Raw genomic sequence first — 14,307 nt, forward strand, 5'->3', positions numbered from 1 at the left:
GGCGGTCCCCTTGCGGTTGCGGGTGCCTCATGCTTCTTACGGTTAACGTCAAGAAATGAGATGTCCACCCCGTGACCACCCGCCCCGCCCTGCGCCACGTTGTGTTCTTCAGCGCCAAGGACAAGGCTGACATTCCGCGCATCGTGGAAGGTCTCGAACTCTTGGCTGGCATCCCGGATAGCTGCAGGTTTGAGGTGCGCAGGAACACCCAAAACGATGCGCTTTCATCTGAGGTTGATGTGATCGTCTATGCAGAGTTTGACAGCGCTGCGTCTTTGGCGGCCTATAAGGCGCACCCGCTTTATGAGGCATCCATCAAAGCCGTCCGCCCATTGCGCAACATGCGGATCGCGGCGGACTTTTAGAACCCGATCTGTTTCTGACGCTCTGCCAAAGCCGCCACGATGCTCATCGCGGCAAGCGACGAACTGCGCGGGTTCTGGGGCAAACCATTGCCTGCGATCGTAAAGGTGAAGGTACCGAAATCACCCTTGGCGGTGACCTCATGAAGATTTTCCGTGACCGTCGGATCAGCGATTAACTGCACCTGCGTTTGATCAAGGCCGATCCCCGCAAGGGCAACGGCAGCTGCCACATTCGCGTTTTTGGGATAGGCCAATGCGGCTTCGCGTGCGGTGCCGCTGAAATGCGTGGCAGCTTCGGTAAGCGCATCAAGATCAAGCACTGCCTCTGCCGGTGAACCATGCCACCCTCCCGGTGGTTTACGCCCAATATAGCTCACCTCAATAATCGCGCCGGTACTTGCCCCGCGCAGCGCATCCAGACCACCGATGGCCCCGCTCACCAAATGCAACCGCGCCCCGCCCTTCGTGGCCGCGTCCTTCAAAGATTGCTCAACTTGGCGGTCTGCCAACGCACCCAAAGAAACCGTCATCACATCAATGCCCAGCGCCAAGGCCACTGGCCCATGCTGCGCAAGTGCCTGATGTCCGCCGCAGTCAATCACCAGATCAGGGTGGAGAGGCAGATCATTAAGGTCAGAGATACGTGGCGGCGCGTCTTCACCGCTTTCTTTGCCTGGCCGTACAATTTGAGCAATCTCAGTGACATGCAACCCCGCCAGTTTGCCACGAACATGAACCGCAATAGCCCCATGTCCAATAATCGCAATGCGCAGATCCATCAGGTGGGGTAGTCGCGCAGGAAGACCCATTTGTCGCCCGCAGACATGTCCGCGTCATAGGCATAGCCGCCTGATGCAAATGCTTTGATCCCCTCTGCATCAATCACTCGGTTTTCAACCATAAACCGCGCCATGGCGCCGCGGGCACGTTTGGCAAAGAAGCTGACGATACGCGGTTTATCTTCTTTCACTTCCATAAAGACCGGCGTGATCACCCGCAGTTTCAGCGCTTTGCGGTCGGCGGCACCGAAGTATTCCTGACTGGCACAATTGATCAGCGTGCTGGTGCGCACGGCCTCTGCCTGCGCATTCAGCGCCTTGGCAATCGTATCGCCCCAATAATCATAAAGCGTCTTGCCGCGCCTTGTTTTCAAACGGCTGCCCATTTCCAGGCGGTAGGGCTGGATCGCATCCAGCGGGCGCAGCAGGCCGTAAAGGCCGGACAGGATGCGCAGATGGTCCTGTGCCCATGCCATATCATCCTCGGTCAGCGTCTTGGCCTCTAGCCCCTGATAGGTATCTCCGTTAAATGCCAGTGCCGCAGGTTTCGTCGCATCGGCTTCAGGCTCTGCCGCGAACGCCTTGAAACGATCCCGGTTCAGGCGGGCGAGGTCGTCTGAAATGCTCATCAGACCTTTCAGATCTTTCAACGTCAGGTTCTTGGCCGTCTTGGACAGGCGCACCGCGTCTTCCTGAAAATCTGGGGCAGTCGCTTGGACCGCAACCGGGTCCATGTCGAGGGACTTGGCAGGAGAAACAACGACGAGCATTTTGGCATCCTTCTTCAATCTTGGAAGGGATGTAACATGGCAAACGGCGTTGACCACCCCTCAGACAGTCAGGACGGCCAGAGATACGACACCAAAGGGGTTATTAGTTCAGTTGAACCTGCAACGGGTACTGACCATCCTCGAACGGACCAAAAAGGTCGTCCAGATCAGGGTGCTCCACAGGCTCGCCCGAATAGTCAGCAACAAGATTTTGTTCAGAGACATAGGCTACATAAAAGCTCTGATCGTTCTCAGCCAGAAGGTGATAGAACGGCTGGTCTTTCTTGGGGCGACTATCCTCTGGAATGGCGTTGTACCATTCGTCTGTGTTCGAAAACATGGCATCCACGTCAAACACCACACCCCGGAAAGGGTGCTTGCGGTGACGGACAACTTGGCCCAGATGATATTTGGCGCGTGTTTTGAACATGGTCTTCCTACCTTGCGCCCTTATATGCTTGCTGCAGGTGCAAAGTCCACGGTTTGCACTAAAATTTGAAGGAAACAGTCTGTGAACCTCGCCCTGACAGTGCTGAATATCACCGCGCCCGTATTCCTTTTGGCGGCCGTTGGGTTCGTCTGGGTCAAGCTGGGGTTCGAATACCGGGTCGAGTTTGTGACGCGGATGGCGATGACGCTGGCAGTGCCGTGCCTCATCTTTGTGGCACTGATGAACATTGAGGTGGAACCAGCAGCGCTCGCGGCCCTCTCATTGGCGTCATTTGTGGCCTACGGCCTTGTTATGGTGGGCTGTTTTATCCTCGTGAAAGCGGCAAAGCTGGATACGCAGACCTATTTGGCGCCGCTCATCTTTGGCAACACGGGCAACCTTGGCCTGCCTTTGGCGCTCTTCGCATTTGGCGAGATCGGGCTGGGCTATGCCGTTGTGGTCTTTGCGATCATGGCGATCCTGTCCTTTACAATTGGCATCTGGATGGTTGCTGGGGCCGGATCATTCAAGCGCGTGATCCAAGAACCGCTGGTCGGCGCCACGTTACTCGGGGCATTGTTCCTGTGGCAAGGCTGGGAAACCCCAGAATTCCTGACAAGCGCCATTGAATTAATCGGCCAAATGGCGATTCCAATGATGCTGATCACACTTGGCGTCGCAGTGGCACGGCTAGAAACCAAGGCGATGACGCAGGCGGTTGTGCTTTCGGTGATCAAGGTCATGATCTGCACGGGCGCAGGCTGGGCCGCAGCCACATGGTTCGGACTTGATCCGATCGCCGCCGGTGTTCTGATCGTGCAGGTGGCCACACCTGTGGCGGTGACATCGTATCTGCTGGCTGAAAAATATGGGGCCGATGCACAACCCGTTGCGGGGCTTGTCGTGGCCTCTACTTTGCTTTCAGTGCTCGTTTTACCGCTCATCCTTGCTTTTGTGGTCTGATTGCCGCGCTTGAGGGATTCCCAGACAAGCCCGGACGCGCTATAGTCAAAAAAAACAAATATAAGCGAGAGGCAGATGAGCAGTATCTTTCGCGCCATGGCATGTGTGATGCTTCTAGCAAGCTGCAGCGGCGGTTCGAGCTATAACTCGGCGCCACGCAACCTTGATGATGCATGCAGTATCGTGTCCGAGCGCCCCGAATACCTTCGTGCATTCCAAGCGGTGGAGCGTAAATACGGCGTGCCCGTGCCGTCGCTGATGGCGATCATCTATCAGGAAAGCAAATTCATCGGGAACAACCGTACCCCACATCGTTATGCGCTGGGCGTGATCCCTGTGGGGCGTCAGTCATCAGCCTTTGGCTATAGCCAGGCACTGGATGGCACGTGGGAAGAATACCAAGATGGCCCCGGCGGCAGCCGTGCGCGGCGTGATGATGTCTTTGACGCGACCGATTTCATGGGCTGGTACATGGTCCAGACCGTGGAAGAGACGGGCGTGCCAATCAACGACACCCGCAATCAGTATCTGGCCTATCACGACGGGCGCAGCGGTTTTAACCGCGGCACATGGCGGTCCAAAAGCTGGCTGGTGCGGATCGCGGGCGAGGTCGAGGCACGGGCAGTGATGTATGACCAGCAATTGCGGTCTTGTCGCAAGCGGTGATGCTCAACCTCCGGCTGCTTTAACCCGCGCGGTCACGTATCTCGGCCTGAATGTTGAACAGGATATCGCGGATCGCCCCGCCTGAGACCAGATCATTCAGAATGACTGTCGTCTCTGTACCGGTTTCATCCGTGACGATCCACTGGCGCAACTCAACCGGGTTGGCGGTAAAGACCATCTGGATACTGCCGTAGTTGGGGTTGTCGGGGTCCTGTGCCGTCACGGTTGTTGTGGTCCCGTCAGAGGTGACATTGGTGACCATATCAGCGCGCTCAAAATCAACATTATCCTGCAGAATGATGCTGAGCGGCGTTTGGTTGAGCGGATAACGTTCCGGGCCGGTGTTGGAGCGGGCATCAAATATCGCCAACTGACCACCGCCAGCCAAAACCATTGAATCCGCAGGCGCATTATATTCAAACCGGATCCGGCCGGGACGTTTGATGTAAATCTGGCCCGTGCTTAAAGTACCATCCGCGTTGATCTGGGTGAAGCCACCTTGGGCTGTTTGCAACTGGTTCAGGTAGGCCGAAATTTGGCCCAGGCTGAGCTGCTGTGCCGTAGCCGCACCGGCGTAAAGCGTCAGTGCGATTGCGGTGATAATCGATAGGATACGTTTGTTCATGTCTCTTACCTATGTAGTTGGGTAACGAAATGCACCCTTTGGCTAGGCGATACAACAGCATGTGAAGCGGTGTTAAGCGATATCACGCCGTTTGATTTACGATAGCAGGCAACCGTCAGATGGCTGGGACTGTCCCGTCAAGACCGCGGCATCAGTGTTCACCAAATAGGACAATGCGCTCGAATAACCTATGCCGCGAATGGCAGCTTTGAGCCCAAAGTCCCCGATGCTGCGCACAGGATGAGCGTCCGGTTTTCAAGAAGTGACAAGAGGCCTATGTCCGCTGCGTGGGGCGAACCCATCATTGTCGATTTGCCAACTCTGCGACGGCAAACTCCGCCACGCCTTCATCTGTCCCGTCTGTGAAACAGGCAATCGTCATCGGGTCGGCTAGGTCAGGGTAGTGATAGACAGCGTTTACGCTGAAAGGTCCTCCGCCAGAATGTCCGACACCTCGTCCTGCGCCGCTGATCCCACCGGACATCAGACCCAAGCCATACCCGTACTCCGTCCATGGACGACCGGGAATGGCACCGCCAAGCGAGCGTCGGTTCAGCATCTCCGCCAGCGTGTCTGATCTGAGTAAATCATTTGAGAAGAGAGCATGTAGCAAGTGTGATGCGTCCGAAGCCGATCCAATGAGACAGCCGTGGTATACCCACCCCGGATCATAGCCAGTCGCAGCATCCCAATGCAGTGCAGCAGATTGTTCAAGTTTGTCCCAAAACGTCACGCTTTCCAAACCCAACGGCTTGCAAATCATGTCAGAAATGGTGTCTCCAAGCGACTTGCCAGTATTCTGTTCTATCAAACCCCGTGTAAGCAGATAACCGATATTGGAGTATGACCATCCCTCACCTGGCGCGAACAGCATGCCCTGCGCCAGCGTTGCATCAAGCAACTGTTCGCGCGACCATGGTTCATCTGCTCGCGCAACTGCCGCATGGTACTCTGGTAGTGACCCATAGTCAGGGAGGCCAGAGGTATGGCCGAGCAACTGGCGAAGCGTAAATGGGTGGTCTTCGAGTAACGCATCCAAAGCCAAAACCTGCGCTTCGACTAACTTGAGTGCACAAATCGCAATCGCGGTTTTTGAAAAGCTCCAGTATGGGAAAAGCGCGCCGTCATTGCCGTTCCCGCCTTGACGACCTGACGTAGAAATCCAGTGTGAACATATTTCTTGATCGCTCATCCGAGCAGGGTCTGTGATCCTCGCGACCTTGTCAATTTGCATGCGAAATCGATCCCGAAAGCAGCCATTGGTGCTACCGCAGCGAAAGCTCACTAAGGTCCGCATTCCCGACCTCCATACACCACCCAGCGAAAGTCCGGGCTGCGGCGGACATGAGTGGCATTTGGGCCAACACCCCGTGATTTGCCCTCTTTTGATCAAACCCAGAAGGTGCGCTGTGTCGCGCAAAAGAGGCAAAAATGGTTAACGCAGCCACACTTCAATGCGGGTGTAGTCCGATCCGGCGACCTGACCGTCCAAACATGCAGCGGGCGAGACATCGCCAAAACCATATGATGATACGCTATAACCACCCGCTGCGATGGTGTCGGCTGCCACGCTTTCAAATATAGCGGCAAAGACAGTTGCCGCCGCAGCTGATGCATCAATTGCGGCCGCACTTCCCGCGGCGCTTTGTCCATGCCCGACAAAAACAATCTCGCGGCCGTTGTTTGCATCATCTTGCAGGGTCTCGATCAGGTTAATCATCATCGCACGGTTCCATGCGCCTTCGGGGCCGCTGGCCACACCGCCTGTCATTGTGGATGACAAACGGTCTGCATCGACCAGCGCCTGAAACATCTCGGCTGCGGCCGTGCGTTGCGCATCATCGAATGACCCTGACAGCAAATCGCTTAGACGTGCGTTCTTTGCGTCCTCGTCCATGACCATGGCCCCATGATTGATGAAACCTTCGTTCTCAAGCAGGCCCCGGGCCACATCCGAGGACGCAAAATCAAAGACCTCTGCGATCAAGGGCGTTGCGGCAGGCACGTCATAGGTTGCCATGATCGGGCCCACCAAAGGATAATCGCCGGATATGATGTTGAATGGCGTGGGCGCGACGGCGATACCGCATGTCCCGGTCACATCAACAACGACATCCGCGTTTGCGGCAGCTGTTGTAATCACGCTGACACTGCCTGGGAATTGGTTGATTGAGGCTGCAACGCCCGCCTCGTTCGACAGTGTCAGCACATTCTCAGCGATCTCTTTTCCAGCGGGCTCCATGACCAAACGCTGCATGCCCGCACCAACTTGCGAATTCGGTGGCAGTTGCAGCGGCAGTACACCCATATCGGCACCGCCAATTTCGGACCAATTTGTAATCTCACCGGCAAAGATGCGCGCCAAGTCATCGAGCGAGATTTCCGAGATACCTGCATTTGGTGCAACAATGACCGAGAAGGTGTTGAGGCCCAGCAACTGATGGCTCAAATTCGTGCCAAGCGCCCAAGCGGCTGGCGTGTTGTATTCCGCCGGTGCCGTCCCGTTCAGAGAGACAGTGCCGACGGTGATATCAGGAGCAGTATCGTCAGCATTCACAGCAAGAGAGGCAGATTGACCCGTATCGCTATTTTGCAAAAGCAGATCACCTTCTGATGTCAGTTCAACATTTGTCGCAGAGGCATTTGTGACCGCGTAGGCCCCTGTCACGATGCGGTAAAGCTCTGCGTATTCTGACGCTGAAAACCCGACGGTAAACGCATTTGATGTGCTGGGTGTGACAACAGCCTCGGTTGCCGCAGCGCCCTCGACACCCGCAAAAGCACCGCTGGTCAGTCCAAAATCACCCGATGCAACCACCGTGTCACACCCGGCACCGTAGCAAATCACTTCCGATGCAGGGACCGCCACGACACCAACAGATGTTTCGACCTGCACCATGACCCCGTTATAGCCAACAATCTCACCCTCTACATTGATGAAGCCATCGCCCGAACGCAATTCAACCGCCTGTGCGACAAGTGCTGCAGGTGCGACAGAGTACAACAATGCCAGACCAATTCTTGAAATCATTTTTCTTCGAAGCTCCGAACGTTCATTAGTCTTTTGCTTGGTGTTAGTTAACGTTTAAAATACCAAATACTGGCAAAACTAGGGAAATTCGTGTGTCTACCGGGAAATTATGCACATTTAGGCAACAATCTGGAAACCCTTGTTTCGTGGGTTTCGAAATTATCAAAACCTTGATGATCCGTTGGGCTTCACAGTCTTGCCACAATGCGACGATGGCATGCAGTCGTTGGGACCACAACCCAATCCGCGGCGCAACGCCACCGAACCGACCTAAATTTTCTGCCGCCACGAAATCACTGCATTTCAGGTAGTACGGCGCGACCTTACGCTCCCGTCATACGGGCATCTGAGGTCGGTTGCAGCCCGTGCGCATCTAAACCCGACTCGGCTGCGTATGAAGAACAGAATACGGAGACAAACATGCGCCTTATCCTTGCCGCCACTTTTGCTTTGCTTGCCGCCTGCACCGGCAAGCCCTCCTTTGACGACCCGAGCCTCAGCGACCGAAAACTGAACCTTGAGGAGTTCTTTGATGGTGAATTGGTGGCCTATGGCCAGTTCCAAGACATCCTTGGCACCGTGCGGCGCAGCTTTGTCGTGACTATTGACGGGGATTGGGACGGGGAACGCCTTCGGCTGGTCGAAGATTTTGTCTATGAGGACGGATCGACAGAGCAACGCATCTGGACCCTAACCAAGACAGGCGACGACAGTTGGGTCGGTACCGCGCCGGGCGTGATTGGTCAGGCAACCGGGCAGGAACAAGGCGACCGCTTTAACTGGAAGTACGAGATCGATCTGCCGGTGCCATCGGCCACGGGCGAAACCGAAACGCTGCGCGTGAGATTTGACGACTGGATGTGGCTCTTGGCGGATGATCGGTTGCTGAATTTGGCCTATGTCAAGCGGTTTGGGTTGGACATCGGCATCGTGACGATTTCTTTTGAGAAGGATTAGCGCACACCACCACATGTACTGTTCACTTTGGACGGTGAAATCTCTCTTTTAGGGATCACACCTAACGCCAATGGCCGACACAATGATTGTGCCGGCCATTCGATTTGAATGCAGAAACAGGCTTAGAAGCGGTAGTTCACAGCAAGGCGCAGCATATGTGCGCTGGATCGGTAGTCGGCAGTGCCGTCGGATGGGCTATCAAGGTCATCCAAGTCGTTGTAGTACTCCCCACCGTCGCTGCTTTGCAGCCCAACGTAAAGGTACTCTGCGCTCACTGAGTAGAGATCATTGAATTTATGCTCAACACCAGCTCCGGCTGCAAACCCAACTTCAATATCGCTGTATGGCTCAAAACCTTCATTTTCAGCTACGGGTCCGGCGTCGTAGTCGTGCCGATAATTGACATCCACGAAGGCAACACCACCCGTCGCATAAACCAACGTATTGTCCACAGCCAGACCAGCGCGCGCGCGGAGCGTCAACATGCCGTCCCATGTGGATTCAGTGTAAGACGTATAGTTTACTGGAGCCGTGACATCTTCGTGCTCATTTACCGTCTCGAAATTCGTAAATGTATAATCTGCGACCACACCAAAAACAAACTCATTCATCTGGACGTCATAACCGCCCGCTATGCCCGCACCAGCACCAAATTCTGCCAGCGACGCGCCATCACATGCGACGTAGCACCAGTGATCCGTTGTTTCAGAGTTGAACATCCCCGCGTTCAAGGACACCCCCGCATATGGACCGGACCAATCATTTGCGAAGGCGGCTGAGGTTGAAAGCGCAGTGGCAATTACTGCGGCAAAAATCGTTCTTGTCATCACTCGTTCCTTTTAATTCGACAATGCTTACTCCTTCCAGGGAAATTGCGTCATTTTCTTAGCGGAAATTTAACCTTCTTGAGATTTCGCGAACTGGCAACGCTTTTGGCTTCCGACCTTACAGAGTTCAGGGACAGAGTTCAGGGCGCGCCCATTGATGAAGCGGTTCACAGACAATTCTTCGATGATCGTGATTTTTTTTATTAAATGACCTTAATCCGGCACGTTATCTATGCCCGACCCACCCCAAGGGTGGCATCGCAGGATGCGGCGCACTGTCAGGTAGCTGCCTTTGATCGCCCCGTGCTTTTCCAGCGCCTCCAGCGAATAGGCCGAGCACGTCGGTTGATACCGGCAGCTCATGCCGACCCAGGGCGAAAACACCAAGCGGTACGCCCGAACAGGGAGTGAGACGATGTAAGCGAGCGGGCTCATCCATGCACCTTTTTCATCGCGCGCCGCAAGTCGGCCACCAGTTGATCAAAAGGTAGGGTTGCCGTGGTGTCTTTGCGACCCACCAGCACGTAATCCCATCCGTCCCGGCCCATTTCCGGAAGAACGATGCGGGCAACCTCGCGCAAGCGCCGTTTCGCGCGGTTGCGGGCCACGGCGTTGCCAACTTTCTTGGAACAGGTGAAACCAACCCGGATACCCTCCGCCTCGCCTTCGGCGCGCTTGCGGCCTTGCAGGTGGATCCCGGGGGTGCCTTGGCGGCGGGCGTTTGAGGCACGCACAAAGTCGGCGCGCTTGGTCAATACGCAAACAGAAACCGCCGGAGTGCCCTGATCAGGCCCAGCCGGCGGTTTCAAATCGGTCAAAACGGCTGGTGCGCTTACGCGCTCAGCTTCGCACGGCCCTTGGCACGGCGATTGTTCAGGATCTTGCGACCGGCCTTGGTGGCCATACGTGCGCGGAACCCGTGACGGTTCTTGCGAACCCGGTTTGATGGTTGGAACGTGCGCTTCATCGCGTGCTCTCCGGTTTATGGCCAAATCCCAAGGCGCGGGATTCGAAGCCTAACTACAATTCAGACCCGTCCTTTAGAGGGGGTGGCTATCCATGTCAACGCAAGTGCGGGGGTGAAACTGCAACAATTCCCATATTTCGATCACGTCAAATGTTACAGTCTTCACGGGGGCACCCCGCAAAACTGAAACATCAGGGGTAGATTGCATCAATGCGCCGTGAGGTGGGTATCGCGAAATCCGCGATGGGTCCATCTAAACTGCAACCAAACAGACACCGATACACCCGTAGGACCCGAAAGATGACCGATATGACCGAAGCCCCCGCCAACCCGATACTCAAGAAGCTGCCCCTCATTATCATCGGCATCGTTGCCGTGTTGGGTGCGTTTTTCCTCCGCGATTACCTGACGTTCGAGGCATTGGCCGAAAACCGAGAGGCCCTCCTCAGCTTCCGTGACGCGAACTACCTGCTCACCGTTCTGGTCTTTATCGCAGCCTATGTGGTGATTGTTGCCTTCTCCCTCCCCGGGGCAACAATCGCCACGCTGACTGGTGGTTTCCTTTTCGCCACATTCCCCGGCGCCCTGTTCAATATGACGGGTGCGACCATCGGTGCGACCGCAATCTTCCTTGCTGCCCGCTGGGGGTTTGGTGAAAGCCTTGGCAAGAAGCTGGAAAGCTCTGAGGGTGCCGTGAAGAAGATCAAAGACGGCATTGACGAAAACCAATGGTCGATGCTCTTCCTGATCCGTCTGGTCCCGGCCGTTCCGTTCTTCCTTGCCAACCTGATCCCATCCTTCCTTGAAGTTCCGCTGCATCGCTTTGTGATCTCGACCTTCCTTGGGATTATCCCCGGCGCTGTGGTCTACACCTCTGTCGGCGCTGGTCTGGGCGAGGTTTTCGCCCGTGGCGAGACACCAAACCTGGGCATCATTTTTGAACCGCAGATCATCTTCCCCATCATCGGCCTGTGTGTACTCGCCGCTCTGCCCATCGCGATCAACGCAATTCGCGGCAAGAAAGGCCTCTAAATCATGAACCGGATTAAAACAGATATTTGCATCATTGGCGGCGGCTCTGGCGGTTTGTCCATCGCAGCCGGTGCAGTCCAAATGGGTGCCAAAGTGGTTCTGCTCGAAGGCCACAAAATGGGCGGCGACTGCCTGAACTATGGCTGTGTGCCCTCCAAGGCACTGATCGCTTCGGCAAAGCAGGCCTACGCGATGTCACACGGCGCGAAACTGGGTATCAGCGAAGTTGAGGCGCAGGTGGACTATGCCGCGGCCAAAGACCACGTTCATGATGTGATTGCGACAATTGCCCCGGTGGATAGCGTCGAACGGTTCGAAGGCTTGGGCGTGCATGTCATTTCGGAATTCGGCACCTTCATTTCAAAAACTGAAGTACAAGCGGGCGATAACATCATCGAAGCGCGCCGCTTCGTAGTTGCAACCGGGTCTGGCCCTTTTGTGCCGCCAATCCCCGGCCTCGATACGGTCAAACATTACACCAATGAAGACATCTTTGATCTGCGCGAAAAGCCAAAGCACCTGCTGATCATCGGCGGCGGCCCTATCGGCATGGAAATGGCGCAAGCACACCGTCGCTTGGGGTGTGAGGTCACCGTAATTGAAGGTTTGAAAGCCTTTGGCAAAGACGATCCTGAGATGGCGGCGATTGTGCTGGAAAACCTCAAGGCCGAAGGCATCAACATCGTTGAAGAGGCCCAAGCCGAAAAGATCAGCGGCAAAGGTGAGGCAATCACCGTGCACACACCCAAAGGCGACTTCACAGGATCACATCTGCTGATGGCTGTCGGGCGCAAGGTGAACACGGATAAACTGGACTTGGACGCGGGCGGCATCGCGCATGACCGCTCTGGCCTGAAAGTAGGCCCCGATCTGCGCTCGGTGACCAACAAAAAGGTCTATGCGGCAGGTGACGTGGCGGGCGGTCTGCAATTCACCCATGTCGCGGGCTACCATGCTGGCGTTCTGATCCGCTCCATGCTGTTTGGCCTGCCGTCCAAGCAACGCACAGACCACATTCCATGGGCGACCTATACGGACCCAGAACTGGCGCAGGTCGGCCTGACCGAGGCGCAAGCCAAGAAGAAATATGGTGGCACGCTCGAAGTCGTGCGCTTTGAATTCCACCACAATGATCGGTTGATTGCGGAACGCAAAACCAAAGGTCTGATCAAAGTCATGGTCGTGAAAGGGCGCCCCGTCGGCGCATCAATCGCTGGCCATATGGCTGGCGAATTGATCGGCATGTGGGCCATGGCCATCGCCAACAAAATGAAGATGTCAGCAATCGCAAACACTGTTCTGCCATATCCGACGGTCAGTGAGGTTAACAAACGGGCCGCGGGCGCTTATTTTAGTCCGAGACTCTTTGAAAACCCCACGGTAAAGCGTGTTGTCGGCTTCGTGCAGCGCTGGCTGCCATAAGCCTCAGCGAGGAAACATGACCAACTCACTTTCAGGTCGCTTTTTGATCCTCACGGTGATCTTCGTGATGCTGGCCGAGATTTTTATTTTCGTGCCATCCGTTGCGCGGTTCCGTGAGGATTATTTGCTGGCGCGACTTGAACGTGCGCAAATCGCATCGTTGGCGCTGGAAGCGGACGACATGATCAGCCCGGCGCTGGAAGTCGAATTACTGCGCAATGCGGAAGTCTACAACGTGGTGCTGCGCCGCGACGAAATCCGACAATTGGCGCTGTCATCGCCGATCCCATCGCCCATCACAGCCACTTACGACCTGCGCAACCCCAGCAGCATGACCTTGATCGCGGATGCGATGCGCACGCTGGTCGATACCGAAGACCGGATCATCCGCGTCATCGGCAACCCGGTGCGCGACGGCGGGCTGCTGATCGAAGTGACAATGGATGAGATGCCGCTGCGCGACGCGCTCTTGGCTTATGGGCGCAATATCCTGTTCTTGTCGGCTTTCATCTCGATTATCACAGCGAGCCTGTTGTTCTTATCGGTGCAAATCTTGCTGGTCCGTCCAATCAAGGGTGTCGTGCAGCATATGCAATCCTACGCCAAAGCACCCGAAGACGCGCGCCAGATCATCACACCCACGGCAGGCGTAAAAGAATTGCGGGACGCAGAAGAAGCCCTGCAAACGATGCAGACACAATTGACCGGTGCACTCAAACAAAAGGAACGGCTGGCGCAATTGGGCGGTGCGGTTGCGAAGGTCAGCCACGATCTGCGTAACATCCTGACCTCTGCACAGCTTTTCACCGACCGGATTGAATCCTCCGATGATCCGTTGGTGAAACGGATGGCCCCGAAACTGGTGAACTCGATCACCCGCGCCGTGAACTTATGCGAAACCACGCTGGCCTTTGGCCGGGTGGACGAACCAGCACCCGCATTGGCACGCGTCAACCTCGCACAGATCGTGGCGGATGTGATCGACAGCGAAAGGCTGGCGGCGGGCGATTATCCACTGTCATTTGCCGAAGATATCCCCGCCTCCATGACGCTAAGGGCTGATGGCGAACAATTGTACCGGGTGATTTTCAACCTTGTACGCAACGCGCGACAGGCCATCATGGCCACACATCAACCCGGCGAAATCGGGCTGCACGCGCGCGAAGATGATCAGGCGTGGCGGCTGACGATCACAGACACCGGCCCCGGCTTGCCGCAAAAGGCGCAAGAGCACTTGTTCCAGCCATTCCAAGGTGGCGTACGCAAAGGCGGATCCGGCCTGGGCCTTGTCATCGCCGCCGATCTGATTCGCGGACATGGCGGGCGGCTGGAACTGCAACGCACGGATGACACGGGCACAACCTTCATGATCCAGCTCCCCAAAGCAGACCTCGCTCTGGCCCCCGCGGCAGAATAAGAAAGAATCCCGATTTGGGCCTTGCATCACAAGACAAGCACGTCTAAATCCCACGG

General features: G+C 55.9%; 17 protein-coding genes. 7 read left to right on the plus strand and 10 right to left on the minus strand.

All coding sequences use genetic code 11. The features are described from left to right. Positions 1-71 precede the first annotated feature (71 nt). The gene (locus tag BC777_RS09735; protein WP_100367856.1) at positions 72-365 is read left to right on the plus strand and encodes a Dabb family protein; all 294 of its coding nucleotides are present in this window, start codon (positions 72-74) and stop codon (positions 363-365) included. Here the strand turns inward: BC777_RS09735 and BC777_RS09740 are convergent. The 3 genes from BC777_RS09740 to hspQ form a co-directional block, all read right to left on the minus strand. Continuing rightward, positions 362-1,174 (minus strand): aspartate dehydrogenase, encoded by an 813-nt coding sequence (locus BC777_RS09740; RefSeq protein WP_245834231.1) that lies wholly within the window; start codon positions 1,172-1,174, stop codon positions 362-364. The two genes, BC777_RS09735 and BC777_RS09740, sit on opposite strands and share 4 nt — an antisense overlap. Continuing rightward, positions 1,144-1,914: a peroxide stress protein YaaA gene (gene yaaA, locus BC777_RS09745; protein WP_100367857.1), complete on the minus strand. Its 771-nt coding sequence runs from the start codon at positions 1,912-1,914 to the stop codon at positions 1,144-1,146. The genes BC777_RS09740 and yaaA overlap by 31 nt, the downstream gene beginning before the upstream one ends. Positions 1,915-2,017: 103 nt before the next feature. Beyond that, positions 2,018-2,344, minus strand: coding sequence for a heat shock protein HspQ (gene hspQ / locus BC777_RS09750; RefSeq protein ID WP_100367858.1), 327 nt, complete (start codon positions 2,342-2,344; stop codon positions 2,018-2,020). Between the two features lie 81 nt (positions 2,345-2,425). On the opposite strand from hspQ, the gene BC777_RS09755 reads away from it, so the two are divergent. Together BC777_RS09755 and BC777_RS09760 are read left to right on the plus strand one after the other, a co-directional pair. Continuing rightward, the gene (locus tag BC777_RS09755; RefSeq protein WP_100367859.1) at positions 2,426-3,307 is read left to right on the plus strand and encodes an AEC family transporter; all 882 of its coding nucleotides are present in this window, start codon (positions 2,426-2,428) and stop codon (positions 3,305-3,307) included. A gap of 75 nt (positions 3,308-3,382) precedes the next feature. Beyond that, on the plus strand, positions 3,383-3,973 hold the full coding sequence (locus tag BC777_RS09760; protein ID WP_100367860.1) for a transglycosylase SLT domain-containing protein: 591 nt from the start codon (positions 3,383-3,385) through the stop codon (positions 3,971-3,973). Positions 3,974-3,992: 19 nt separating this feature from the next. On the opposite strand, the gene BC777_RS09765 is transcribed toward BC777_RS09760, so the two are convergent. The 3 genes from BC777_RS09765 to BC777_RS09775 all read right to left on the minus strand — a co-directional run bounded on the left by BC777_RS09765 (position 3,993) and on the right by BC777_RS09775 (position 7,629). Next, complete coding sequence (locus tag BC777_RS09765; protein ID WP_100367861.1) at positions 3,993-4,598, minus strand: LolA family protein; 606 nt, start codon at positions 4,596-4,598, stop codon at positions 3,993-3,995. A gap of 301 nt (positions 4,599-4,899) precedes the next feature. Further along, complete coding sequence (locus tag BC777_RS09770) at positions 4,900-5,790, minus strand: serine hydrolase domain-containing protein (protein WP_100367862.1); 891 nt, start codon at positions 5,788-5,790, stop codon at positions 4,900-4,902. Positions 5,791-6,033: 243 nt separating this feature from the next. Further along, positions 6,034-7,629, minus strand: coding sequence for a PstS family phosphate ABC transporter substrate-binding protein (locus BC777_RS09775; protein WP_100367863.1), 1,596 nt, complete (start codon positions 7,627-7,629; stop codon positions 6,034-6,036). A 420-nt stretch (positions 7,630-8,049) separates the two neighbouring features. Here BC777_RS09775 and BC777_RS09780 point away from each other — a divergent pair, with 420 nt between their 5' ends. After that, entirely contained in the window at positions 8,050-8,586 is a 537-nt protein-coding gene (locus BC777_RS09780) for a DUF3833 family protein (RefSeq protein WP_100367864.1), read from the plus strand. A 122-nt stretch (positions 8,587-8,708) separates the two neighbouring features. On the opposite strand, the gene BC777_RS09785 is transcribed toward BC777_RS09780, so the two are convergent. The 4 genes from BC777_RS09785 to rpmH form a co-directional block, all read right to left on the minus strand. Next, a complete protein-coding gene (locus BC777_RS09785; RefSeq protein WP_100367865.1) occupies positions 8,709-9,413 on the minus strand; it encodes an outer membrane protein in 705 nt (234 codons plus the stop codon). A 213-nt stretch (positions 9,414-9,626) separates the two neighbouring features. Next, entirely contained in the window at positions 9,627-9,848 is a 222-nt protein-coding gene (yidD, locus tag BC777_RS09790) for a membrane protein insertion efficiency factor YidD (RefSeq protein WP_100367866.1), read from the minus strand. Continuing rightward, on the minus strand, positions 9,845-10,231 hold the full coding sequence (rnpA, locus tag BC777_RS09795) for a ribonuclease P protein component (RefSeq protein ID WP_100367867.1): 387 nt from the start codon (positions 10,229-10,231) through the stop codon (positions 9,845-9,847). The genes yidD and rnpA overlap by 4 nt, the downstream gene beginning before the upstream one ends. A 14-nt stretch (positions 10,232-10,245) precedes the next feature. After that, complete coding sequence (gene rpmH, locus BC777_RS09800) at positions 10,246-10,380, minus strand: 50S ribosomal protein L34 (RefSeq protein ID WP_008231458.1); 135 nt, start codon at positions 10,378-10,380, stop codon at positions 10,246-10,248. Between the two features lie 300 nt (positions 10,381-10,680). Here rpmH and BC777_RS09805 point away from each other — a divergent pair, with 300 nt between their 5' ends. The 3 genes from BC777_RS09805 to BC777_RS09815 are packed head-to-tail and all read left to right on the plus strand — an operon-like array spanning position 10,681 to position 14,251. After that, positions 10,681-11,412, plus strand: a complete 732-nt coding sequence (locus BC777_RS09805) for a TVP38/TMEM64 family protein (protein WP_100367868.1) — start codon at positions 10,681-10,683, stop codon at positions 11,410-11,412. Between the two features lie 3 nt (positions 11,413-11,415). Beyond that, complete coding sequence (locus tag BC777_RS09810; RefSeq protein ID WP_100367869.1) at positions 11,416-12,834, plus strand: dihydrolipoyl dehydrogenase family protein; 1,419 nt, start codon at positions 11,416-11,418, stop codon at positions 12,832-12,834. 16 nt (positions 12,835-12,850) lie between these two features. Further along, complete coding sequence (locus BC777_RS09815; protein ID WP_100367870.1) at positions 12,851-14,251, plus strand: sensor histidine kinase; 1,401 nt, start codon at positions 12,851-12,853, stop codon at positions 14,249-14,251. Positions 14,252-14,307: the final 56 nt, after the last annotated feature.

The sequence above is a fragment of the Yoonia maricola genome (genome assembly GCF_002797915.1).
Lineage (GTDB): Bacteria > Pseudomonadota > Alphaproteobacteria > Rhodobacterales > Rhodobacteraceae > Yoonia > Yoonia maricola.

Excerpts from the sequence above, each read along its gene's own strand:
- BC777_RS09775 (WP_100367863.1), bottom strand. The coding sequence starts at position 7,629 with ATGATTTCAAGAATTGGTCTGGCATTGTTGTACTCTGTCGCACCTGCA.
- yaaA (WP_100367857.1), bottom strand. The coding sequence starts at position 1,914 with ATGCTCGTCGTTGTTTCTCCTGCCAAGTCCCTCGACATGGACCCGGTT.
- BC777_RS09810 (WP_100367869.1), top strand. The coding sequence starts at position 11,416 with ATGAACCGGATTAAAACAGATATTTGCATCATTGGCGGCGGCTCTGGC.
- yidD (WP_100367866.1), bottom strand. The coding sequence starts at position 9,848 with ATGAGCCCGCTCGCTTACATCGTCTCACTCCCTGTTCGGGCGTACCGC.
- BC777_RS09770 (WP_100367862.1), bottom strand. The coding sequence starts at position 5,790 with ATGAGCGATCAAGAAATATGTTCACACTGGATTTCTACGTCAGGTCGT.
- BC777_RS09805 (WP_100367868.1), top strand. The coding sequence starts at position 10,681 with ATGACCGATATGACCGAAGCCCCCGCCAACCCGATACTCAAGAAGCTG.
- BC777_RS09765 (WP_100367861.1), bottom strand. The coding sequence starts at position 4,598 with ATGAACAAACGTATCCTATCGATTATCACCGCAATCGCACTGACGCTT.
- BC777_RS09785 (WP_100367865.1), bottom strand. The coding sequence starts at position 9,413 with ATGACAAGAACGATTTTTGCCGCAGTAATTGCCACTGCGCTTTCAACC.
- BC777_RS09815 (WP_100367870.1), top strand. The coding sequence starts at position 12,851 with ATGACCAACTCACTTTCAGGTCGCTTTTTGATCCTCACGGTGATCTTC.
- BC777_RS09780 (WP_100367864.1), top strand. The coding sequence starts at position 8,050 with ATGCGCCTTATCCTTGCCGCCACTTTTGCTTTGCTTGCCGCCTGCACC.
- BC777_RS09740 (WP_245834231.1), bottom strand. The coding sequence starts at position 1,174 with ATGGGTCTTCCTGCGCGACTACCCCACCTGATGGATCTGCGCATTGCG.
- hspQ (WP_100367858.1), bottom strand. The coding sequence starts at position 2,344 with ATGTTCAAAACACGCGCCAAATATCATCTGGGCCAAGTTGTCCGTCAC.
- rpmH (WP_008231458.1), bottom strand. The coding sequence starts at position 10,380 with ATGAAGCGCACGTTCCAACCATCAAACCGGGTTCGCAAGAACCGTCAC.
- BC777_RS09760 (WP_100367860.1), top strand. The coding sequence starts at position 3,383 with ATGAGCAGTATCTTTCGCGCCATGGCATGTGTGATGCTTCTAGCAAGC.